The organism is Cohnella pontilimi (assembly GCF_005049045.1).
Taxonomy (GTDB): Bacteria; Bacillota; Bacilli; order Paenibacillales; family Paenibacillaceae; genus Cohnella; species Cohnella pontilimi.
Window position 1 is genome coordinate 192,279 of record NZ_SUPK01000002.1, and the last position, 23,266, is coordinate 215,544.

Sequence of the window (23,266 nt, forward strand, 5' to 3'; positions counted from 1 at the left end):
ATCGCCGTCTCAATTCCCTTGGTCGTTCCCGTCCCCCGGAGGGGTCACCGTATTGCCCGCCGGCTGAACCTCATACGGAACAGGCGTATTATTCACGTACTCTCCGTCTCGGTACACGGTGATTTGACCGTCTTTGCCCGGCGCCAGCACGAGCTTGACTTTAAAGGTGGTCATGCTCTTGATTTTTTTCTTGACTGCCTGCTTATTGTCACCGGTGGCGTCAGAGTACATGATGACAATTTCGCTTTCCTGGCCTTCGACGGCAGGCGCAACCGTCACGTCGTAGGTGACTTCCTTGGCATCCGTCGGATATCCGCTGCTGACCCACAGCTCCACTACCATCCCTTCGGTGACGCTTTGGTCCTGCTCGACAGGGAACTGTTTGAAGACGGTTCCCTTCGGGACGGAATAGCTCGGCTCGTAATTCACCTTATCATCCTTGAGTTTCAGACCGTACTTCAGTAGTTCCGCTCTCGCCTGACTTTCCTTCTTGTCGACCAGTTTCGGCATCGGGAACGTCTTTTTGCCTTTGCTGACTTTGAGATAAATTTTTTCCTCCGCCGGGTTAAACTGCGTCCCTTCCGCGGGATCCTGCTCTAAGACCGTACCCGGTTCGCTGTCGTCGAATACTTCCACTCGCTCGATCTTGGCTTCGTCCACGCCCAAATCCTGCAGCGCCGCCTTCGCCTCGTCGAACGATTTGCCCGTCACGCCGGGCATCGTCGGCAGATCGGGACCGGTGCCAACGGTCAGGCGGATGAGCGAGCCTTCTTTTACTTCAATATCGACTTTGTTTTGCTTAACGACCCTGCCTTTCTCCTCTTCCGTGCTGGCTTCCTCGACAACGGGGTCTTCCCACTTCAGTCCAGTTGCCTCCAGCTTTGCTTTCGCCTCGTCCAATTTCATGCCGACAACGGACGGAACCATCACATCTTTCGGAGAAAGCGCCCCCTTGAGCGCAAACACTGCCCACAGCAGCACGCCGATAAGAACGGCGGCCAGCACGCCCAATACCGTCGGCGTCACCCAGCCGCGCCTCTTCTCCTCCAAGCCGCGCGAATCCCAGCGCTCGTCCGCTGCGTCCGCCCGTTTGGCGGCCGGCGCCTCCAGCGTATTTCGCATGTCCGGCTTGATGGCCGGGATCACCCGGGTCTTGTCCGATTCGGAATCGTCATCGCTCGCGAATCGGACCGGCGGTTCATGGAGCCGCTGGGGCTGCAAGCACGTCTCCAGGTCGGCCAGCATCTGCTTGGCGGACTGGTATCGCTCCTGCGGATTTTTGCGCATGGCGCGAAGAATGATGTTTTCCACGCTTTGCGGGATATGCGGATTCACTTGGCGCGGCTCTTCGAACGGGTCCTGCAAATGCTTGAGCGCCACGCTGATCGGGCTTTCGCCCAGAAACGGAAGCCGCCCGGTCAGCATTTGGTAAAGCACGATCCCCAGCGAATAAATATCCGATTTCTCGCCCGTCGACACGCCTTTGGCATGCTCCGGCGAAAAATAATGCACGGACCCTACAACGGATCCGGTCTGTGTGATGGTGGAAGAGGTGACGGCCCGGGCGATCCCGAAGTCCGTCACTTTCACCCTTCCGTTGGACCCGATCAAAATGTTATGAGGCTTAATATCTCGATGGATGATTTGATGATGATGGGCATGATCGAGGGCGTCGGCAATTTGCCCGGCGATCCGGACCGCTTCGTCCGCCTGCAGCGGAGCCCTCTCACGAATAATTTCGTTCAAGTTCGGTCCGTCGACGTATTCCATGACGATATAATGCGTATCCTCTTCTTGTCCGACATCGTAAATGCTGACGATGTTCGGATGGGACAGCGAAGCCGCGGCCTGCGCCTCCCTGCGGAAACGTTTGACGAAATCATCGTCGTGCATAAATTGTTGACGCAAAACCTTGACCGCAACGAAACGGTTGAGCAAGTTGTCTCGCGCTTTGTATACGAGCGCCATTCCTCCGCCGCCGATTCTGGCCAGCAGCTCATAGCGTCCGCCAAGCGTGTGTCCGATCATGCTGTTTCCCCTCCCGCGGCGGCTGCTTCATCCGCTTCCACGAGCACGACGGTGACATTATCGTCTCCGCCGGCGTCGAGCGCCATTTCCACCAGGCGGTCCGCCACTTCTTCCAGCGTCGCGCCCGTTTGTGCCAAAGTCTGTTGCAGCATTGTTTCCTCCACCAATCCGCTGAGCCCGTCGCTGCACAGCAAGAGCCGGTCTCCCGGCATCCAGTCGATCGCCATAATATCGGCTTTGACGTCCCGTTCCGTGCCTACCGACCGCGTAATCGCATGCCGAAGCGGATGCCTCGCGGCTTCCTCCGGACTCAGCTGGCCGGATTTGGACAGCTCGTTGATGACGGTGTGATCGTCCGTCAACTGCTCCAGCCGGCTGCCGCGAAGCCTGTAGATCCGGCTGTCCCCGACATGTCCGATAAAGCCGCCGTCACGGCTCATCACCGCGACGACGACCGTCGTCCCCATATTATGGTACTCCTCGTTCAGAGATGCGGTCTCGTACACGACGCGGTTCGCCTTGTTGATCATTTCCTGGAGCGCCGCTTCCGCCTCCGCCGGCGTCTGGTTCGGATTCCAGAACTGCAGCGCGTCCGCCAGGCAGCCTACGGCCAGTTCGCTGGCGACATCCCCTGCGCGATGACCGCCCATGCCGTCGGCCACGATCACACCCGTCCATCCGTCCGCGAGCCGGCCGCTCCAGGCCCGGTCCTCATTCACGTGACGGACTTTCCCCACATGCGTTCTCCATGCGGTTTTCACACCGATCACCCCGTCGTCGCTTCCATATGCTTCGCCCGCAGCTGCCCGCAAGCCGCCGCGATGTCGTGCCCCTGCTCCCTGCGAATCGTCGCGTTCACGTTCTTGCTCTGTAATATGCGTTGGAATTCGAAAATGTCATCTCTCGGTGTTCGAACGTAATCCCGCTCCGGCACATAGTTGACCGGAATGAGGTTCACATGACACAGCATGCCTTGCAGTACGTCGGCCAGCTCGCGGGCGTGTTCGGGCCGGTCGTTGACCCCGCCGATCAACGCGTACTCGAACGTTACCCGGCGACCCGTTTTTTCGATGTAGTATTTGATCGCGTCCATCACTTCGTTGAAAGGATACCGGCGGTTTACCGGCATCAGCTTCGAGCGCAGCGCGTCGTTCGGCGCGTGGATGGAAATCGCGAGATTGATCTGGGTGTTCTCGTCCGCAAACTTGTACATGCTCGGCACGATGCCGCTGGTCGACACCGTGATGTGCCGCGCGCCGATATTCAGCCCTTTCGGGTGAATCATGTTGTGAAGAAATTTCATCGTCGCGTCGTAGTTCTCGAACGGTTCGCCCGAGCCCATGATGACGATGCTCGACACCCGCTGGTCTTCGGGATCGAGCAGCTTCTGGCACTGCACGACCTGGGCCACGATTTCACCGGGCGTCAGGTTCCGTTTCAGCCCTCCGAGCGTCGAAGCGCAAAAAGTACAGCCGATGCGGCAGCCGACCTGCGTCGTTACGCAAACGCTGTTTCCGTAGTTGTGACGCATAAGGACCGTCTCGATCGCGTGGTTGTCGTGCAAGCCGAACAGAAACTTCACCGTGCCGTCTTTGGACTCGAACTTGGCGATTTCCGACAGCGTGACGAACTGGAACGCGTCTTCCAGCTTCATGCGGAACGGTTTGGGCAAATTGCTCATCTCTTCGAACGAAGAAACCCGCTTGACATAAAGCCAGTCGAAAATTTGACCGGCGCGGAAGGCGGGTTCGCCCTGCTCCTTCGTCCAGTCCTGCAGCTCTTCGAGCGAAAAATCGTAAATAAAAGGCTTTTCGTTTTGTGCCTCGTTTTTCATTTGTTCACCGCCATTCGATCTATTTTAACATAAAGGCCCTCAGAGCCGGAAGACAATGCGATTCAATCGCCGCGCCGCATGCGGGCAATGAAAAAGCCGTCGCTGCCGAAATGGTGGGGCAAGAGTTGAACCATCCCTGAAAACGACCCGTTGACGACGCCGCGCTCCCGAAGCGGACGAAGCACCTCAGCGGGCCATTCGGGATTCAGCGAAAATTCCGGAAACTCCGCTAAAAACCGCCGGACGGACTGTTCGTTTTCCTCCGGCGCGATCGTACAGGTGCTGTATACCAGCGTGCCGCCCGGCTTGACGAGAGCCGCTGCGGACCTAAGCAGCCGGCCTTGCAGCTCCGCCAGGCCCGCAATGTCCTGCTCGGTTTTGTTCCATTTGATTTCGGGCTTGCGCCGGATGACGCCGAATCCCGAACATGGCGCGTCGAGCAGTACGACATCCATCGACTGAGGCGGCAGCAGATCCGGCAGCGCGAGTGCGTCGGAAATCATCGTCTCCACGATTTCGAGGCCCAATCTCTCTTTTTGATTGTCGATCAACGCGCGCTTGTGAGGATGCACGTCGTTGGCGATCACCCGGCCGCGGTTCTGCATAATTTCCGCCAGGTGAGTCGATTTTCCGCCGGGCGCCGCGCAGCAGTCGAGCACCGTCATGCCCGGCTTCGGATCGGCCGCGGCCGCGACCAGCATCGAGCTCTCGTCCTGCACGGTCAGCAGGCCCTCGCGGAACCATGGCGTTTCCGCCAAGCTGCCTGCCTTCACCGCAACGACGGCGTCCGCAGATAAGGACGATATCGACGCGTTCAAACCGGCTTCCTCCATCTCGCTAAGCAGCTTCTCCCGCGTCGTGCGCAGCCGGTTAACGCGCACGGAGGCGTGCGGCGGCTCGTTGTTCGCTTCGCACATCGCTTCCGCCGTCGGCTCGCCGTAAGCGGCGATCCAGCGCTCTACCAGCCAGAGCGGATGGCTATGCGCCAGCGAAATCCTCTCCGCGGCCGGCAGTCCCGTCGGCACTGCAACCGCGGCGCCTTCCCGGACAATGCCGCGCAGCACGCCGTTCACCAGGCCCGAGATTCCCGCATGACCGCGTTTTTTGGCGATGCGGACCGCTTCGTCCACCGCGGCATGCGCCGGTATCCGTTCCAGCCAGCGCAGCTGATAATAGCTCAATCTGAGCAGGCACCGTACCCATGGCTCCACCTTGCGGGGCCATCCTTTCACTCTGGCGGAAAGAACATAGTCGATCGAATTCAACCGCTGAATCGTGCCGTATGCCAATTCGGTAGCCAAAGCCTTATCCGGCCTGGACAGCTCCGTATCCGTCAACACGCCGTGCAGCGCGAGCCCGCTGTAAGCTCCTTGCTCTTCCACGCGCAAGAGCACCTCCAGCGCCGCTTCCCGGGGACCGGCCGGGCTCCGTTTTTTTCTCGTATGATGTTCAGCCAGCGGAAATCCCCCCTTCCCTTCGCCGCAGATGCCGGGTATCCCCAGTATCTCCACATTCCAATGCGTCAACTAAATCGTAAACTATACGTCCTCCTGCAAGCCGGAAATCCGAATCCGAGGGTTGCGGGTTCCGGATGACGGTCACTTGTTCCGCTGCCGTTGAATGAAAAAACGGCGCCCGGATTACCCGAGCACCGTGCCGGGAGCCAGCCGCGCGCCTTTGGCAAATTCGGCGGCCGGCAAAGCTTTGCGGCCGGCCGGCTGCACTTCCGTCAGCACCACGCTGCCGTCCTGCGTACGGATCCGGATCCCGAAGGCGCCGGTTTCCAGGACAGAGCCCGGATCCAGGCTTTCCCACTCCGGACGCATCATAAGGTCGGATCCTTGCGGGATGCGGCACGTCCACACCTTGAACACTTCACCGTTCAGGAACGTAAACGCTCCGGCCATCGGATTCAATCCCCGCACCCGGTTAAACACCTCACGGGCGTTCACGTTCCAGTGAATCATCTCGTCTTCGCGCGTCAAGTTCGGCGCGTACGTGGCTTCGCTGTCGTTCTGCGCTTCGCGCGGTGCGGTTCCTTCCACAATGCGCGGAAGCCATTCCCGCAGCAATGCGGCGCCGGCCGCACTGAGCTTGCCGAACATGCTGCCGGCCGTATCCTCATCCGTAATGGGCACTTCGACGCGGGCGATCATATCGCCCGTGTCCAGCCCTTCCGCCATATACATCAAGGTCACGCCGGTGACCGTTTCACCGTTGATGATCGAGCGCTGGATCGGCGCGCCGCCCCGATAGCGCGGCAGCAGCGAGCCGTGCACATTGATGCAGCCCAGCCGGGGCAGGTCCAAAACCGATTTCGGCAAAATTTGGCCGTAGGCGGCGGTGACGATGAGATCCGGCTGCAAAGCCGCCAGCTGCGCGACCGCTTCGGAAGCGCGAAGCTTGTCCGGCTGAAGAACGGGCAAGCCCCGTTCCGCAGCGAAAGCTTTCACCGGCGGAGGCGTCATCTCCCGTTTTCTGCCTTTCGGCCGGTCGGGCTGCGTCACGACGGCGGCCACCTCGTATCCTTCCTCGAGCAGCATTCGCAGGGAAGGCACGGCGAAATCCGGCGTCCCCATAAATACTAAGCGCATCTTTATTCCCCGCCTTGCTCCGGCGCCAATTTACGCGCCTCATATACCGATTCGGCCAAATCGATGAACAGTACGCCGTTCAAATGATCGAGCTCATGCTGGAACGCCCGTGCGAGCAGTTCGGTTCCTTCATATTGAACAGGTTCGCCATACCGGTTAAAACCCTTGATGACGACCTTATTCGCCCGTCGTACATCGCCCTGAAGTCCGGGAATGCTCAGGCATCCTTCCACGCCGAGCTGCTCCCCTTCCTTGCTGACGATTTCCGGATTGATCAGCTCGATCAGGCCGTGCTCCTCATCCGCATCCACGACGAAAATCCGCTTTAAAATGCCGATTTGCGGCGCGGCCAAGCCGACGCCGTCCGCGTCGTACATCGTGTCGGCCATATCGTCGAGCAGCTTATGCAGGTTGGCGTTGAATTTGGTCACTTCCTGGGCCCTCTCCCGCAGAACGGGGTCGGGATGTTTCACGATCAACCGGATGGCCATCCTTCATCAGTCCTTTTATCAAAGCATCATTTGCGGATCCACATCGACGCTGATCTGCACGCCGCTGCGCTTCACCGCGTCGCTCATATCGCGCAGCACCTCTGCCGTCAGAGCGCTGGCGTCGAGCGTTCCCCGATATTTTACCATACATTGAAAACGGCTGCGATCCTTTAGCCTTGGAATGGGCGAAGGAACCGGGCCCAGCACGTCCATTGCCTCCGAATCTCCGGGCATTGCCGCGGACGGAATGCCGAGCGAATGGGCGCGCTCCTTCATTCGCTTCGCGAACGTTTCGCCGATGGAGATGAGCATAGGCACCGACTCGTGGGAAAACGTAAGAGAAATAAGCCTGCCGTATGGCGGATAACCGAGTGCGTGCCGAACGGCCAGTTCGTGTCGGACAAACCCTCCGTAATCGTGCCCTTGCACGGAAGCGACGGAAATATGCTCCGGGTCGTAAGTCTGTACGACGACTTCTCCCGGCAGCTCGTGCCGCCCCGCCCGGCCGGCCACCTGCGTGAGCAGCTGGAACGTCCGCTCAGACGCGCGAAAATCGGGCAGCCTGAGCGCCGCATCGGCAGCCAGCACGCCGACCAGCGTGACGCGGGGAAAGTCCAGCCCCTTGGCGACCATTTGCGTGCCGAGCAGCACATCCGCTTCCTGATTGCGGAACATGGTCAGCCACTTTTCGTGCGAACCTTTTTCCGATGTCGTGTCCACATCCATCCGGATGACCCGGATCCCCGGGAACGCCGCCGCCAAAGCTTCCTCGACCTTCTGCGTACCCGTGCCGAAAAACCGGATGTGCGGGCTTTGGCACGACGGACATACTTTTGGCTCGGCTTCGGCGTAGCCGCAATAATGGCACCGGAGATTTTGCGAGCCGCGGTGATAAGTCAGCGAAATATCGCAGTGCGGGCACGTGCAGGTGTAGCCGCAGGAGCGGCACATGACGAAGGTGGCGTATCCGCGGCGGTTAAGCAGCAGCACCGTCTGCTCCCGCTTTTCCAGCCGGTCGCGAAGCGCGTCCGTCAGCGGCCGGCTGAACATCGCACGATTGCCCATTTTCAGCTCTTCACGCATATCCACGATATGTACGGCCGGCAGCGGACGATCCGCAACCCTTTCGGGCAACGAAATATATCGGACTTCCCCGCCATGAGAGAGATCGCCATGGGCTGCCGCGTAACTTTCCAAAGACGGAGTCGCAGAACCGAGCACGACGGCGGCTCCGTGGGAGCGCGCACGTTCTACGGCCACATCCCGCGCATGATATTTCGGGCTTTCTTCTTGCTTATAAGATGTTTCATGTTCTTCATCGATGACGATAAGGCCGATGTTCCCAAAAGGGGCGAAAACCGCGGAACGGGCACCGACCGCCACCTGCGCGCGGCCTTCGCGGATTTTGCGCCACTCGTCGTACCGCTCCCCATGGGACAGCCGGCTGTGCAGCACGGCAACCCGTTCGCCGAAGCGGCTTTTAAACCGCTCGACCATTTGCGGCGTCAGGGCGATTTCCGGCACGAGCACGATCGCTTCCCGCCCCTGGGACAGCGTCTGCTGAATCGCCTGCAAATAGATCTCCGTTTTCCCGCTGCCGGTTACGCCGTGCAGAAGAAATACGCGATGCTCCCGGTTCTTCAAAGCTCCCGCGATCGGATTCATCGCCGCATGCTGAGCCGGCGTAAGCTGCAACGGCGTCGAAGCCGGAAAATTCCGCCCTTCGTATGGATCGCGGTCCTCCGTCACCTCGCGGATATCGAGCGCTCCCCGATCCGCAAGCGCACGTACGGTCGACGTTGTCGTTCCCGCCGCCTCCGCCAAGTCGGCCATCGCGATCGGATCGGGACGGGCAATCAAATATTCCAGCACTTCCCGCTGTTTGCGGGCCCTCGCCGGAATACCCGCCAGCATCTCCCGCAACTCGGCTTCGCCAGGCGGAAAAACGGTCAACACCGTTTTGACCGACAACCGGTCCTCCACTTGCTGTCTTTCCGTCAATCGCCCTTCCTTCAGCCATCGCTTGAGCAGCGGTCCCCGGTCCGGAAACTGCTGCATCAGCGCCGACCATTTCACGGCCTTGCCTTGCCGGAAAACGTTCCATATAGCGGCGTCCGATTCGTCCGTCAGATCCGGCTCGGACACACCTTCGGCCAAAGCCATATATTTCTCCGTCCTGCCTTTGAGCGCCGACGGCAGCATGACCTGCAGCGCGACGATGAGCGGACACAGCCACCGCCGGCTGATCCAGCCGCCCAGCTCAACGAGCTCGGGCGTAAGCGGCGGCAAGGCGTCCAGCACATCTTCCACTGCCTTTAACCGGCTGACGTCCACTTCCGACTCCTGGGCAAAGCCGTTGATGATTCCCTGCAGCGTACGTCCGGCAAACGGCACGGCTACGCGGCTTCCGATTTCCGTCCACGGCGCCAGCCTGTCGGGCACCGAATAATCGAAAGGCCGGTCCGTTTCCCGGCTCGGCACGTCCACAATCACTCTGGCAATGGTCATTCGCGTGTCATCCGTTCCGCCGCGATCTGCCAAATCCGTTCCGCCACGGTCCGTTTGGCTGATAAAGGGATATGTTCCACCAGACCTTCAGGGCCGTATATGCTGACGACATTCGTATCCACGGCGAAGCCGGCTCCTTGCTCGGAGACGTCGTTCGCCACAATCAGGTCGCTGTTTTTCCGCCGCAGCTTGTCCATCGCAAACTTCTCGAGATCTCCTGTTTCCGCCGCGAAACCGATGACGAAGGGCTGCCTTTCTCCGGGATGCGAAGCTTTCCATTCGCCGACCGCTTGCAAAATATCCGGGTTTTTCACCAGCTCGAGAGACAGCTTGTCCTCTTTTTTCTTGATTTTCTTGTCTTCCTTACTCAACGGACGGTAATCCGCCACCGCCGCGGCTTTCACGATCGCATCGAAGGCGCTTAGACGCCCGGTCACCGCTTCATACATGTCAAGTGCGGATTCCACCCGCACGATTTCAACGCCGCCCGGAGGCTTCTCGTCGGTGCGCGCGCAAACGAGCGTCACGTCCGCTCCGAAGTCCCGTGCGGCTTCCGCTAATGCAAACCCCATTTTGCCGGAGGAATCGTTGGTGATATAGCGAACCGGATCGATCCGCTCCACCGTTCCTCCTGCCGTGATCAGAACCTTGCGGCCCGAGAGCGGCTGAGGTCCGGCCAGCAGAGCAGCCACGGCGCCCGCAATCTCGTCCGGCTCGGCCAGTCTGCCTTTGCCGACGTATCCGCACGCAAGCTGCCCCGTTCCCGGCTCGACGAAACGTACGCCTCTGGAAGCGAGCTTGGTTACGTTATCCATGACCGCCGGATGTTCCCACATGTGAACGTTCATGGCGGGTGCGACGATGACCGGTGCGGTCGTGGCGAGCAGCATGGTGCTCAGCATGTCGTCGGCGATTCCGTTTGCCATTTTCCCGATGATGTTAGCCGTCGCCGGAGCGACCACGACCGCATCCGCGGCGTCCGCCCAATCAATATGCTGAACGACCGACGGGTCCCGTTCGTCGAATACATCCGTCGCCACAGGATGCCGCGACAACGTCTGCAGCGTGAGCGGCGTCACGAACTTGGCCGCTCCTTCCGTCATGACGACGCGCACCGACGCCCCCATCGCGACGAGCTTGCTGCATAACGCGGCTCCTTTATAAGCGGCGATTCCGCCCGATATGCCGAGCACGACCGTTTTCCCCGCAAGCGGCTTCATCTGGTTTTCCTCCCATCTATAACACTCCCCAAAAAGTGAAGCCATTCTTTGAAGCCTATTCCGATTACTTTTTTTGGGGCCCCGATAAACCTCCATTTAGAAAAAAAACAACCGCACGGGTTGTCCTTCCTCGGACCTGACAGATCCGAAACGCTTATTTATTTCAGATGCTCGACTAGAATATAATCGTGATAAATTTCCTCAAGCGCGACTCCGACCACCTTGTGGGATTTCGGAGCGACCATCTCGGACGCTTTGCCCTCCCGCAGTCCGCGCGCTCTCTTGGCGGCGGCCACGACTAACGTGTACTTGCTGTCTACTTTGCGAACCAGCTCGTCTATCGAAGGATATAACATCTCTTCACCTCTCCCTTGCGTTCTGCGCCGGCGTCAAGTCGTTCAGTTCCTGGAACAACTCGTGAAGGAACCTCTCCCGCTTGCAGTGTTCGGCCGTCATGATCGCGCCGATCCTTGCGCACGCCGAGTCGACATCGTCGTTCACTACGGCATAATCATAGTGATACAGCAAATTCATCTCTTCCACCGCGACCGACAGACGATGCTCGATCGTCGCCTGCGACTCGGTGCCTCTTCCGACGATCCGCTGCTTGAGTTCGCCAAGCGAAGGAGGCAGCAGGAAGATGAACACACCTTCCGGGAATTTCTCTTTCACTTTCAAAGCGCCCTGCACTTCAATTTCGAGAATGATATCTTTGCCTTCGTCGAGCGTCTTCTCGACGAAATCGCGGGGCGTCCCATAAAAATTCCCGACATATTCCGCATATTCGAGCAAAGCGTCATTCCGGATCATGTCCTGGAATTGCTCGCGGGATTTGAAGAAATAATTTACGCCGTCGCGCTCTCCTTCCCGGGGCGGCCGGGTAGTGGCGGATACGGAATAAATCAGCTCGGGCTGCTTGCCGCGAAGCGCCGAGCATACGGTTCCTTTGCCTACGCCTGAAGGACCGGATAACACGATGAGCAATCCTCTGTTCATGGACTTCCCCGATTCATTCGTCATGTTCGTCGTCTTTGGTGGACAACCGGTGCGCGACCGTTTCCGGCTGGACGGCAGACAAGATCACGTGGTCGCTGTCGGTGATGATGACCGCGCGTGTACGACGGCCGTAGGTCGCGTCGATCAGCATATGACGGTCCCGGGCTTCTTGAATGATACGCTTGATCGGTGCCGATTCGGGACTCACGATCGAAATGATTCGGTTCGCCGATACGATGTTCCCGAAACCGATATTGATCAGCTTGATTGCCATGCCATGATTCCCTCCGGTCTCTCCTCGTCAGCAGCTTCCGGGGCGTCTACCATACGCTCCCATTGTTGCCGAAAGCGGCCCCCCGCATACTGCGGGTTGGATGTGTCTGCCACATTCTATTGATTTATTGCTTTATTGTACTTCAAAACCATAGGACGGACAAGAGTCGGCGACAAAGCCGCCCGCTACTTCGTCCGGGCTGCCCGCGCGCCGTTCCGGATGACGTATTCGGTCAGCGCTACGCTCATTTCGTAAGACAGAAACGGCGTGATCAAATAGATTCCGTTAAAATGCTCCATGGCCGCATCGAGAAGCTCGCGTGCGATCGCAACCCCTTCGGCGCGCCCGGCAGGCCCTTCCAATCCGCTCATCCGGCGGCGGACCTCGTCCGAAAGCTGGATGCCCGGCACTTCATTGTGCAAATATTCGGCGTTTCGGCCGCTGGCCAGCGGCATGATCCCGATAAAGATCGGAACGGACAGATGGCGCGTCGATTCGGCGATCCGCTCGATCAACGCGGGGTCATAGACCGGCTGCGTCATGATGTAGTCGGCGCCCGAAGCGATTTTGCGTTCCAGCCTTTCGATCGCTTTTTCCAAATATTTGACGTTCGGATTAAAAGCGGCTCCCACAATGAACTTCGCTTTCTGTTTAAGGGGCTTGCCCGAGAAAGCGACGCCTTCGTTCAGCTGCTTGATCATGCGAATGATTTCGAAAGAGGTCAAATCGTACACCGAGCTCGATCCCGGCAGATCGCCGAATTTCGCGGGATCGCCCGTTACGGCGAGCACGTGGTCGATGCCGAGCGCATCGAGGCCCATCATGTGGGACTGCGTGCCGATCAGGTTCCGGTCGCGGCAGGCGATATGAATCAAAGGCCGGATGCCGACTGTTTCTTTCACCAGCGCGCCAAGGGCCATGTTGCTCATGCGCGTCACGGCCAGAGAGTTGTCCGCCATCGTGACGGCGTCGGCGCCGGCGTCCTTGAGCGCCTGCGCTCCCTGCATGAAGCGCTTGATGTCAAGATCGCGCGGCGGATCCAGTTCGACGATCACGGTATGCCGGCGGCGGACAAGCTCCACCAGGCTGGGCTCCTGCTCCCCGGTCCCTCCGGAAACCGGAGGCTCCGCCGGTTCCGCCGTGAGGACGGGGCGGGCGGCCGGCGCTGCCGCCGGTGCCGATGCGGCGGCACCGGGGATGTAGGTTTTCAATGCGCCCGCAATGGCGGCAATATGCTCCGGCGTCGTGCCGCAGCAGCCGCCGATCAGCCGGGAACCCAGATCCGCGAACCGGATGGCCGACGCGGCAAAGTATTCCGGCGAAGCGGAATAGATCACTTCTCCATCCACGTAGTCTGGAATGCCCGCGTTCGGAAATACGCTGAGCGGCGCGCCGAGATCGGCGGGGATCGTTTCCATCGCCCGCAAAATCGCGTTCGGACCGCTGCGGCAATTAAAGCCGATCACATCCGCCCCTTCGTCCTTCAGCCGGGCGAAAGCATCGGCCAGCGGCACGCCGTCCGCCGTACGGGCAGCGTTTTCGACTGCGAACTGGCAAATGACGGGCAGGTCGCTCCGTTTGCGGATAAGGGCGAGCGCCATCGACATCTCCTCGAAGTCGAAAAATGTCTCGAGCAGCAAGCCGTCCGGGTTTGCCGCGAGCAGCGCGCCGATCTGTTCCTCGAAGTCCCGCTTGATGCTCGACGTCCGCAAATTTCTGCGCCGTCCCGCGCGGTTGGCGCCGATCGCGCCGACCACATAGGCGTTGTCCCCCGCCGCCTGCCGGGCGATGGACACGCCGGCCGCTTTGATCTCTTCCGTTTTATGCTCCAGGCCGTATTTGGAAAGTTTCCCGCGCTGGGCGGAAAACGTGTTGGTTTCAATGACCTGGGCGCCGGCTTTCACATACCGGCTGTGCACATCGGCGATCACGTTCGGCTTCAGCAGATTAAATTCCTCGTATGACACGCCCACCGGAAAGCCGAGCTGGTACAAGTACGTTCCCATCGCACCGTCGCCCACAAGCGGCCTTTCCTTGAGCGCCGTGCGCAAATCCGGTTTCATGACGCTTCCCCATCCATTCCATCCGTAAAGTAATTATTAATGTAGCATAAATTGACGTGGTCGAAAATGTGAAAAACCCGGCAATCGGCCGGGTTTTCGCAATCGGCGGTTTACTGTACGGTTCCCTTGAACACCATGGCCGCAGGCCCGGTCATATAAACGCGGTTGTTCTCTTCTTTCCATTCAATCTGCAAATCGCCGCCTGCGAGCGAGATCACGGCTTTCCGGTCCGTCAATCCGTTCAGCACCGAGGAAACCAACGTCGCGCATGCGCCGGTGCCGCAAGCGAGCGTCGGACCCGCGCCGCGCTCCCATACTCGCATATCCACCTGCGAGCGGGAATTTACCTTGGCGAATTCCACATTGATTTTGCGTGGGAACAGCGGATGCTTTTCCAGCTTCGGCCCCCACGCCGCCAATTCGAAGCCGACCGCGTCGTCCACATAAATGACGCAATGCGGATTGCCCATCGACACGGCGGTGAACTTGAATGACCTGCCGTCGACTTCGACGGATTGTCCGATCACCGGGTTGGCGTCGATCGTGGTCGGCACATCCAGCCCGCTCAAAATGGGCTCGCCCATGTCCACGGTGACCTGAGACACGTTGCCGCCTTCGGTTTGCAGAACGAGCGGCTGCACACCGGCGCCGAGCGTCTCGATCGTCAGCTCCGTTTTGTCCGTCAAGCCGTTGTCGTACACATACTTCGCGACGCAGCGAATCGCGTTGCCGCACTGCTCCGCTTCAGATCCGTCCGAGTTGATGATCCGCATGCGGAAATCCGCCCGCTCCGACGGCAAAATATAAACCAGCCCGTCGGCCCCGATTCCGAAATACCGGTTGCAGAGACGAACCGCCAAATCCGCCGCGCCGGCCGGCAGCTCACGTTCCCCGTACACCACGATGAAATCGTTGCCGAGCCCGTGCATTTTCGTAAATTTCATGAAAAACGTCCTCCCTCGTCTCCTGCGCCTGTCGATCTTCTGGGATGTATTTTATCGCACATCGGACGAGGAAAGCATACAGCCAAACACCCTTTGTTTGCACTATTGCGACACCGGGACCGTCCGACTATCGCGAAGCCGGATACGCTTTCGAAGGACCGCCGTACGATATTTTGCGGCCTTTCTTCGGCTTCGACGTCCCTAGCACGCTTCCGATTCCCATGAAGAAAGTCGGAATGCCGGAAGCGACGATGACGAGCGCCCAATCGCGGAAACCGAGAGGGACGGTTTTGAACACCGGCTGAAGCGCCTCTACATAAAGTACGGCCAGCATGAGCAGCAGCGAGGAAAGAACCGCCAGCACAAGAAACCGGTTTTCGAAAAACCTGCGGTGGAAAATAGACCGCGAGCTGCGGCAGTCGAACACGTGGATCAACTGTGCCATGACGAGCGTTGCGAAAGCGACAGTCTGCGCATGGACGAGCGATGCCGCGTCTCCGTCGCCGGCACGGAGCGTCAGCACGAACGCCGCCAGCGTACACAGACCGATCAGGACGCCGCGGCTGATAATTTTCCACCCGAGCCTGCGGGCGAAAATGTTTTCCTTGGCCGGGCGCGGCTTCTGGCGCATCAAGTCGCTCTCGGCCTGATCGACGCCGAGCGCCATCGCGGGCAGCCCGTCGGTCACCAGGTTGACCCAAAGAATTTGAATCGGCACCAGCGGAAGCGGCAAGCCCATCATCATGGCAATGAACATCGTCAAGATTTCGCCGACGTTGGACGCGAGCAAGTAACGGATGAACTTGCGGATATTTTCGTAGATGCCGCGTCCTTCTTCGACCGCGGCGACGATCGTGGCGAAGTTGTCGTCCGCGAGCACGAGCGAGGATGCTTCCTTCGTCACGTCCGTTCCTGTGATCCCCATCGCGATCCCGATGTCGGCCGCCTTCACGGCCGGCGCGTCGTTGACGCCGTCGCCGGTCATGGCCACGACGTGTCCGCGCCGCTGCAGCGACTGCACGATCCGGAGCTTATGCTCCGGCGACACGCGCGCGTACACGTGCACTTCGTCCGCGATCCTGTCCAAATCCGCGTCGCTCATGCTCGAAAGCTCGCTGCCGGTCACGACCCGCCCGCCTCGCTGCATGATGCCGATGCCACGGGCGATCGCTTCGGCCGTCAGGCCGTGGTCGCCGGTAATCATCACCGTCTTAATGCCGGCTTGGCGGCATTTCACGATTGCTTCGTGCACTTCCTTGCGCGGCGGATCGATCATGCCCGCCAAACCGACGAAAACGAGACCGGTTTCGGCCTGGTCGTCGCTGTCCGGCGTTTCGTGCGCTTTCAGGTCGCGGTAAGCGAAGCCGAGCACGCGCAGCGCGTCTTTGGCCATCGACTCGTTCGCCTGCAGCACCCGTGCGCGAAGCGTGGCCGTGAACGGCATGACCTGATCGTCCCATAACACGTAGGCGCACCGCTCCACCAGCAAGTCCGGGGCACCTTTGGTGAGCAGCAAGCGGCCTCCTTGATGCTCCACCAGTACCGACATGCGCTTGCGGTCCGGATCGAACGGGAACTCCTTCGTCCGCCGGTATAGGGATTCCAAGGCGGAGCGGGTCATTCCCGTTTTTGCCGCCAATACAAGCAGTGCGCCTTCCGTCGGATCGCCCTTCACCTTCCAGCCTTCCAATTCCGGCTGCTCTTCGGCTTTGGACGTTTTTTTCTTCTTCGGCTCCTCCGCTTGTTCCCCTTGCGCGAGCACCGCATTGTTGCACAACGCGGCGACTTGGGTCATCCGGCGCAGCGCGGCGTCGCCTTTAGCCTCTATGCTCTTTCCGTCGTGCTTGAGCTGCCCGGTCGGCTCGTAGCCTTCGCCGGACACGTCGATCCGCCTGCCCCCGAGCCACAGCCGGGTGACCGTCATTTGATTTTGGGTCAGAGTGCCGGTTTTGTCCGAGCAAATGACCGAAGCGCAGCCGAGCGTCTCGACCGACGGCAGCTTGCGTACGATCGCCCTTCTGCGGATCATCCGCTGCACGCCCAGTGCCAGCGCGATCGTCACGATCGCCGGCAAGCCTTCCGGAATCGCCGCAACGGCCAAGCTGACGCCGGCCAGGAACATCCCGTAAAGCGGCTGTCCATGCAGCACGCCGGCCACGACCACCATAACCGTGAGCAAAATCGCGACGGCGATCAAAATTTTGCCCAGCTGCTCCAGACGGTGCTGAAGCGGCGTATCGGCTTCTTCCGTCCGCTGGATCAGATCGGCGATTTTGCCCATTTCGGTCGCCATGCCGGTGACCGTCACGAGGCCTTTGGCCGTTCCTCTCGTGACCATCGTCCCCAAATAGCCGCAGTTTTTGCGGTCGCCGAGCGGCAGCTCCGCCGCGGTGATCGCCGCCGTCAGCTTGACGACCGGCACCGATTCCCCGGTCAGCGCGGACTCGTCCACGGCGAACTGCTGGCAGTCGATCAGCCGCAAATCCGCCGGCACTCGGTCCCCGCTTTCCATCACGACCAGGTCACCCGGCACGAGCGTGCGGGCAGGGACCGTCATCAGCTCTCCACCGCGGATCACCTTGGCCGTCGGCGCGGACAGTTCCTTCAAAGCGCGGAGCGACCGCTCGGCCCGAAATTCTTGGAAAAACCCGAGAATGCCGTTGATCAAAATGATGGCAACGATCGTAAGAGCATCCAGCATCTCGCCGAGCAGGCCCGATATGACGACCGCTCCGACCAGAACGAGCACCATGAAGTCTTTGAACTGATGGAGGAGAAGCTTCAGCGGCGACTCGCCGCGCCTTTCCTGCAGCTCGTTGGCTCCGATCTGCTGCAGCCGCCTGGCCGCTTCCTCCGGCGTCAGGCCCGCCCGAGGGTCGGTGCCGAGCGTCTCGGCAAGGCCGGTCTCGTCCAATTGATGCCACGTTTTCCCATCCACGTTTACGTTCATCTCCTCCCGTTATGCGCTGTTTCGCTCTTTCGTTTCGGGCGGACAGCCTTTTCAAGCTATTTGTATTCAGACAAGCCGCGAAATATCCCGGCCTCTCTTTCCCTTTCGGAGCAACTATGGCATCATAGGAAGACACGAAAGCGAACAGGAACAGGAGTTATCGCCTTATGTCACTCGACGGGATCGTGATCCGCGCCCTCGTTCACGAGCTTCAGGACTGCGTCGGCGCGCGCATCTCTAAAATCTATCAACCGACCGACAACGAAATCGTTCTCCATATCCGCGGCCAAGGCATGCAGGGCCGACTTTTGCTGTCCGCCCATCCATCGATGCCCCGGCTTCACTGGACGGAGCAAACGTGGGACAACCCGGCCGAGCCTCCGATGTTCTGCATGCTGCTTCGCAAGCATTGCGAGGGCGGCATCATCGAAAGCATCCGCCAGGACGGGCTGGAACGGATCGTATGGATCGACGTCAGACACCGGGATGAGCTCGGCGATTTTACGTTGAAAAGGCTGACGCTCGAGCTGATGGGCCGGCACAGCAATCTCGCCTTGGTCGATCCGGCCACCGGCGTCATCCATGACGGCATCCGGCACGTCACGCCGGCTTTGAGCAGTTATCGCGTCGTTCTTCCGGGCGCGCGGTATATCGCACCTCCTTCGCACGACAAGCGGGATCCGCTCACGGAGACGGAAGCGAGATTTCTTCACACGATGGAGGAATCATCCGGTTCGGAGGCGCAGGCCTTGGTCAACGCCTATACGGGCTTCAGCCCTTTGGCCGCGCGCGAAATTGTTCATCGTGCCGGGGGCGAAGGTCTCGACAAGCTCTGGCAGGCGTTCCGGGAAGCGATGCTGGACACCGCCCGCCATCAATATGTTCCGAATCTGGTGCAAACGGCGGACGGCAAAACGGTATTTTCCGCATTTAAATTGACCCACGTAACGGGAGAAGAGCGAATTTTCTCTACGATGCACGAATGTCTCGAAATCTATTACCGCGACAAGGCGCAGCGCGATCTTGTGAAACAACGTACATCGGACCTGCACCGGTTTCTGATGAACGAGAAAGCGAAAAACGAGAAGAAGCTGGTGAAGCTCGAAGAAACGCTGGAGGAAGCACGGGAAGCCGATCAATTCCGGCGCATCGGGGAGCTGCTCACAGCGCAGCTTCATTTATTATCCCGCGGGGACGTCTCGGTGCGCATCACCGATTATTATGATGAAGACCAGCCGCTCATCGATGTGAGCCTGGACCCGTTGCTGACCCCTACCGAAAACGCGCAGCGGTATTTTCGAAAATATAACAAGCTGAAAAACAGCAAAGCCGCGGTGGAGGAACAGATGGCCGCCGCCCGCGGCGAAATCGAATATTTGGAATCTGTGCTTCAAGGACTGGAGACGGCGACGCCGAGGGATATCGAGGAAATTCGCGAGGAACTGACGGAGCAGGGCTATATTCGCGAGAGAGGCGGAAAACGCGGCGTACGCAAAAAGAAAAAGGACGCGCCTGCGGTGCTTTGCTTCACATCCAGCGAGGGAATCGACATTTATGTCGGCAAAAACAACACGCAAAACGACTATGTAACGAACCGTCTCGGACAGCCGTCCGACACGTGGCTTCATACGAAGGACATCCCCGGCTCGCACGTGCTCATCCGGAGCGTCGAATTCGGCGAAGCGACCCTGCATGAAGCCGCGACGCTCGCCGCGTATTTCAGCAAAGCGCGCGAGTCCGGCAACGTGCCCGTAGACTACACGCGCATTCGCAACGTCCGTAAGCCGAACGGCGCCAAGCCGGGGTACGTGATTTATGAGGGGCAAAAAACGCTGTACGTCACCCCCGACGAAGCGCTCGTGCAGCAGCTCCCCAGCCGGGTGAAGTGACCGGCTCTGCTCCACTCGTAGTGTAAGTTAGGGTGAGTGACTTAAAACGGCGGTACCGGCCTGACATAACCGGTACCGCCGTTTTTCAATCACTTCTTCTAGCCGCAAGCGCCAGCAGCTCGTCCACGACGGAAGCGTCGACTGTCCGGTGGCCTACCGCGCCGTGAAACGTGACGCCGCCGAGCGTGCCGTGAAAATCGGAGCCTCCCGTCGCCAGCTTGCCCCGCGAGCGGGCCAATCTCTCGTAATGGCGCTGGGCTTCCTCATCGTGGTCGGAATGAAAAGCTTCCAGCCCGTCGGCGCCCGAGTCCAACAATGCCAGCACCAGCGGGTCGTTGCGGTACAGTCCCGGATGAGCGACCACGGCCGCGCCGCCCGCTTCGTGAATCCAGCGTACGGCTTCTTCCGGCCGGATACGTTCAGGGTTCACGTAAGCCGCTCCCGTCTCCCCGAGAAAACGGTCGAACGCCTCCCGCAAATCTCTCACATATCCTTTACGAACGAGCACTTCCGCCATATGAGGACGACCGACGGAACCGTCCCCCCGCCGAGAAGAGGAGGACTCCCTCTCCACCTCTTCCCGTGTGACGGCCATCCCTAACTCATTCAATTTCGCGATCATCTCCGCGTTGCGCCGGTTGCGTACTTGCCGCAAATCCGCGAGCCGTTGAAGAAACACCGGATCCTCAAGAGAAAATCCGTAGCCGAGGATGTGAATGTCGCGGCTTTCGGCGGAGGTGCTGATTTCCACGCCGGGCAGCACGCGAATCCCGTACCGTTTCCCGGCCTCCAGCGCTTCCGCGGTTCCCGCAGTCGTATCGTGATCCGTCACGGCGACCGCCGCCAATCCGGCTTCCGATGCCATATGGACGACTTCCTCCGGCCGATGGCGGCCGTCCGATGCCGTCGTATGCGTATGCAGGTCAGCTCTGCTCATGAGACAGCCCTCTCAATTGTTCCAATAATGCGGCAGCCGGTATGGGCAGCAAGGAAGACTGCAGCCGGACGGCAAAAAACTGACGCCTGAAGGCCACGTCCCGTATGCGGACCGGCTTCAGCAAGCCAAGCGCCGTTTCGTGCTTGATCGTCCACGCGGACAGAACGGACAAGCCCAATCCGGCTTCCACCGCGGATTTAATCGCCCCGGTGCTGCCGAATTCGCTGACGACCCGAAGCCGTCCTTCATCCGCGCCTTGGCGAACCAGCTCTTCTTCCACCACCTGTCGGGTGCCGGAACCTTTTTCACGCAGCACGAGCGGCTGTTCCAGCACTTCCGAAAGCTCCACCGATTCCCGGGACGCGAACGGATGACCGGCTGGCGCCACGAGCACCAATTCGTCGTTCATGACCGCTTCCGTGTGAAAACCCGGTACGACGCACGGCGCTTCAATCAAGCCGAAATCGAGTCCTTGAAATTGGACCGCCTCGATAATTTCGGCGGTGTTCATCACCTTCATGCTGACGGACAGTTCCGGGTGGCGCTTCAAGAACGATCCGAGCAGCGGAGGCAGGACGTATTCGCCGATCGTCAAGCTGGCCGCGAATTGCAGCCGGCCTTTCAATTCCTGGATGAAACGAACCATCATCGCGTCGGTCTCGCGCATCAGCTCTACCGCTTTGCGGGCTTGAGGCAGCAGCCAATGCCCCGCCTCCGTAAGCTCCAGCTTCTTGGTCGTACGGTTGAGCAGCTTCGTGCCGAACCGTTCCTCCAGCGCCTGCACCTGCATCGTGACGGCAGGCTGAGTCATGTGAAGCGCCAAAGCCGCCGAAGAGAAACTTCCTCTCTCCGCAACGGTGTAAAAAATATGCAGCTGATGCACGTTAAGCGCCATGCTCTCCCGCCTTTTCCCGCGAATATCTGCGCTATATTATACCATAACCCTAAGCGAAAAAGGCCGCTCCCTGCGGGTCAAACGCCGGGAACAGCCTTCTTGGGTTTGCAATCGACCGCAATTAGCGGCGCTTGCGGTTATTTTTGATCAGCGTCATCCGGCGCGAATGCCGGAGCCAGGAATAATAGGTTTTCAGATCACGCAGCTCCATCGTTTCGGACATTCGTCCGAGAAATGTCACCACGATCATTTTGTGAAGCGGCTGACCGAGCAGGTCCGTATCCTTGTCCGATACGGCAAATTCGGCGACGAAAACGAGATCGTCATCGATCGTGTACACGTCCTGCTCGTTCCGGTAGTACGAGATGATTCTTCCTTCTTTCAAACATTCCCACATATATTGGGCAATATCGGAATAGCCGGTTTTCTCGCTTTCCACCCGGTCGGTCCAGCGCGCTCTGGCATGGTTGGTGATGATGATATCGGCCACTCTCTTATCGCCCAGAACGACGTGAAAAGGTTCATACGTGTTCCACCGCTCCGTGTGTTTGTCTTTCACCGGCTTATTCCCTCCCTTTATAGTTCTAAATGCCCATTTAACATGGTTATTCTGACATGGAATATAAGTCCATTTTACCGCACGACTTCCTGAAGATTCAACAAAAATTTAACAGACCGCCAAGGCTTCTATCTATCAAGTCGCTCCGGTTTTGGATGAAAGATACAAAAAAAGTCTCCGCGGCCAGGAGACTTTCTTGTGAGCCGGACATTCCTTCATAACCCGTAAAAACGGGTCTTGTCCGGTACGTTTTTCTCATATTCGGTTTTGATCTCTCCACGGTATGAACGTTCGACCTTCTTGACAAAAGGAAGCCGCTGCAAATGGCGCACCGTCTCTTCGGAGCCGTCGGCATCCATGTAGAGCACGGCGTAGTTCATTTTACGGGACAAATAGTGGAGCGAGCCGTACTTGTCCAGCCCGCGGGCCGCTTTAAAATCGCTGAACCAAACGATATATCCGATACGTTCCGCAAACATCCGTCATTCCCCCGGCCTTGTCGAATCGATGTCAGCCGCAGCCTCCGCCGCCGCACGAACAGGAGCCTCCGCTTCCGCAGCCTTTGGCGTTCGGATCGCCATCGGGCACCTTGACCGATTCGGAAACGGCACGTGCAACGGCGAACGAAATTTCGTGCAGCAGCGTGTCCAGCTCCCGCTCGGCGTCTTTGAATCGGCGGACGGACTCCAGCGCGTCTAGCTCAGCCTGAACGGCGTACAACCGGTCAAGCGCTTCGTTGTAATCCGGATGAAACCGGCCGAAACGCTCGCATTCCGCAAACTTATTTTTGGCGTCAGACAGACGGCGGGCGATACGTTTCGCCTCTTCGTCTCTCTCGACGACTTGTTTCCAATAAACATATTCATCCGCCATGGCGGATCGCTTGATCATATCTCCCAGCGTGTAGGCGCGGCACAGCAGTTCCGTCAAATCGACGGGAACCGTATCCAAGACGCCCGGTGCTGCCGCAGGGAGGGTCTGTGGCATAACGGCCATAAAGCCTCACCTCACCTTTCGGCTCTTTGGTACTGTTGCTTATCATACCACACACGGACGTTAAGCGGTCAACTGCCGGGGGACCTAT

At 59.2% G+C, this 23,266-nt stretch carries 20 protein-coding genes; 1 reads left to right on the forward strand and 19 read right to left on the reverse strand.

The window, feature by feature from the left end:
* Positions 1–9: 9 nt before the first annotated feature.
* From pknB to E5161_RS05040, 14 genes are all read right to left on the reverse strand, one after another.
* Positions 10–2,028 (reverse strand): Stk1 family PASTA domain-containing Ser/Thr kinase, encoded by a 2,019-nt coding sequence (gene pknB / locus E5161_RS04975; RefSeq protein WP_136776616.1) that lies wholly within the window; start codon positions 2,026–2,028, stop codon positions 10–12.
* Positions 2,025–2,789, reverse strand: coding sequence for a Stp1/IreP family PP2C-type Ser/Thr phosphatase (locus E5161_RS04980; protein ID WP_136776617.1), 765 nt, complete (start codon positions 2,787–2,789; stop codon positions 2,025–2,027). Before E5161_RS04980 ends, pknB begins: the two co-directional genes overlap by 4 nt.
* A 5-nt stretch (positions 2,790–2,794) precedes the next feature.
* Positions 2,795–3,862 (reverse strand): dual-specificity RNA methyltransferase RlmN, encoded by a 1,068-nt coding sequence (rlmN, locus tag E5161_RS04985; RefSeq protein ID WP_136776618.1) that lies wholly within the window; start codon positions 3,860–3,862, stop codon positions 2,795–2,797.
* A 62-nt stretch (positions 3,863–3,924) separates the two neighbouring features.
* Positions 3,925–5,349: a 16S rRNA (cytosine(967)-C(5))-methyltransferase RsmB gene (gene rsmB, locus E5161_RS04990; protein WP_425456457.1), complete on the reverse strand. Its 1,425-nt coding sequence runs from the start codon at positions 5,347–5,349 to the stop codon at positions 3,925–3,927.
* Positions 5,350–5,502: 153 nt separating this feature from the next.
* Positions 5,503–6,456, reverse strand: a complete 954-nt coding sequence (gene fmt / locus E5161_RS04995; RefSeq protein ID WP_136776620.1) for a methionyl-tRNA formyltransferase — start codon at positions 6,454–6,456, stop codon at positions 5,503–5,505.
* 2 nt (positions 6,457–6,458) lie between these two features.
* Complete coding sequence (gene def / locus E5161_RS05000) at positions 6,459–6,947, reverse strand: peptide deformylase (protein ID WP_136776621.1); 489 nt, start codon at positions 6,945–6,947, stop codon at positions 6,459–6,461.
* Positions 6,948–6,965: 18 nt separating this feature from the next.
* The gene (gene priA / locus E5161_RS05005; protein WP_136776622.1) at positions 6,966–9,455 is read right to left on the reverse strand and encodes a primosomal protein N'; all 2,490 of its coding nucleotides are present in this window, start codon (positions 9,453–9,455) and stop codon (positions 6,966–6,968) included.
* A complete protein-coding gene (gene coaBC, locus E5161_RS05010; RefSeq protein WP_136776623.1) occupies positions 9,452–10,675 on the reverse strand; it encodes a bifunctional phosphopantothenoylcysteine decarboxylase/phosphopantothenate--cysteine ligase CoaBC in 1,224 nt (407 codons plus the stop codon). The genes priA and coaBC overlap by 4 nt, the downstream gene beginning before the upstream one ends.
* 158 nt (positions 10,676–10,833) lie before the next feature.
* Positions 10,834–11,031, reverse strand: a complete 198-nt coding sequence (gene rpoZ, locus E5161_RS05015; RefSeq protein ID WP_136776624.1) for a DNA-directed RNA polymerase subunit omega — start codon at positions 11,029–11,031, stop codon at positions 10,834–10,836.
* Positions 11,032–11,035: 4 nt separating this feature from the next.
* Positions 11,036–11,671: a guanylate kinase gene (gmk, locus tag E5161_RS05020; RefSeq protein WP_136776625.1), complete on the reverse strand. Its 636-nt coding sequence runs from the start codon at positions 11,669–11,671 to the stop codon at positions 11,036–11,038.
* A gap of 13 nt (positions 11,672–11,684) precedes the next feature.
* Positions 11,685–11,945, reverse strand: coding sequence for an extracellular matrix/biofilm regulator RemA (remA, locus tag E5161_RS05025; protein WP_027084220.1), 261 nt, complete (start codon positions 11,943–11,945; stop codon positions 11,685–11,687).
* Between the two features lie 185 nt (positions 11,946–12,130).
* A complete protein-coding gene (locus E5161_RS05030) occupies positions 12,131–14,008 on the reverse strand; it encodes a bifunctional homocysteine S-methyltransferase/methylenetetrahydrofolate reductase (protein WP_136776626.1) in 1,878 nt (625 codons plus the stop codon).
* A 110-nt stretch (positions 14,009–14,118) separates the two neighbouring features.
* Positions 14,119–14,952: a diaminopimelate epimerase gene (dapF, locus tag E5161_RS05035; RefSeq protein ID WP_136776627.1), complete on the reverse strand. Its 834-nt coding sequence runs from the start codon at positions 14,950–14,952 to the stop codon at positions 14,119–14,121.
* Positions 14,953–15,079: 127 nt separating this feature from the next.
* The gene (locus tag E5161_RS05040; protein WP_425456458.1) at positions 15,080–17,890 is read right to left on the reverse strand and encodes a calcium-translocating P-type ATPase, SERCA-type; all 2,811 of its coding nucleotides are present in this window, start codon (positions 17,888–17,890) and stop codon (positions 15,080–15,082) included.
* Positions 17,891–18,069: 179 nt separating this feature from the next.
* Here E5161_RS05040 and E5161_RS05045 point away from each other — a divergent pair, with 179 nt between their 5' ends.
* Positions 18,070–19,791 carry an Rqc2 family fibronectin-binding protein gene (locus E5161_RS05045; RefSeq protein WP_136776629.1) on the forward strand — a complete coding sequence of 574 codons (1,722 nt, stop codon included), beginning with the start codon at positions 18,070–18,072 and terminating at the stop codon, positions 19,789–19,791.
* Between the two features lie 85 nt (positions 19,792–19,876).
* Here the strand turns inward: E5161_RS05045 and E5161_RS05050 are convergent, their stop codons facing one another.
* From E5161_RS05050 to E5161_RS05070, 5 genes are all read right to left on the reverse strand, one after another.
* Positions 19,877–20,728 carry a PHP domain-containing protein gene (locus tag E5161_RS05050; protein ID WP_136776630.1) on the reverse strand — a complete coding sequence of 284 codons (852 nt, stop codon included), beginning with the start codon at positions 20,726–20,728 and terminating at the stop codon, positions 19,877–19,879.
* A complete protein-coding gene (locus E5161_RS05055; protein ID WP_136776631.1) occupies positions 20,715–21,623 on the reverse strand; it encodes a LysR family transcriptional regulator in 909 nt (302 codons plus the stop codon). The genes E5161_RS05050 and E5161_RS05055 overlap by 14 nt, the downstream gene beginning before the upstream one ends.
* Positions 21,624–21,744: 121 nt before the next feature.
* The gene (locus E5161_RS05060; RefSeq protein ID WP_136776632.1) at positions 21,745–22,182 is read right to left on the reverse strand and encodes a hypothetical protein; all 438 of its coding nucleotides are present in this window, start codon (positions 22,180–22,182) and stop codon (positions 21,745–21,747) included.
* A gap of 215 nt (positions 22,183–22,397) precedes the next feature.
* Positions 22,398–22,661, reverse strand: coding sequence for a YlbG family protein (locus tag E5161_RS05065; protein WP_136776633.1), 264 nt, complete (start codon positions 22,659–22,661; stop codon positions 22,398–22,400).
* A gap of 31 nt (positions 22,662–22,692) precedes the next feature.
* Complete coding sequence (locus tag E5161_RS05070; RefSeq protein ID WP_342773812.1) at positions 22,693–23,178, reverse strand: YlbF/YmcA family competence regulator; 486 nt, start codon at positions 23,176–23,178, stop codon at positions 22,693–22,695.
* Between the last annotated feature and the right edge of the window lie 88 nt (positions 23,179–23,266).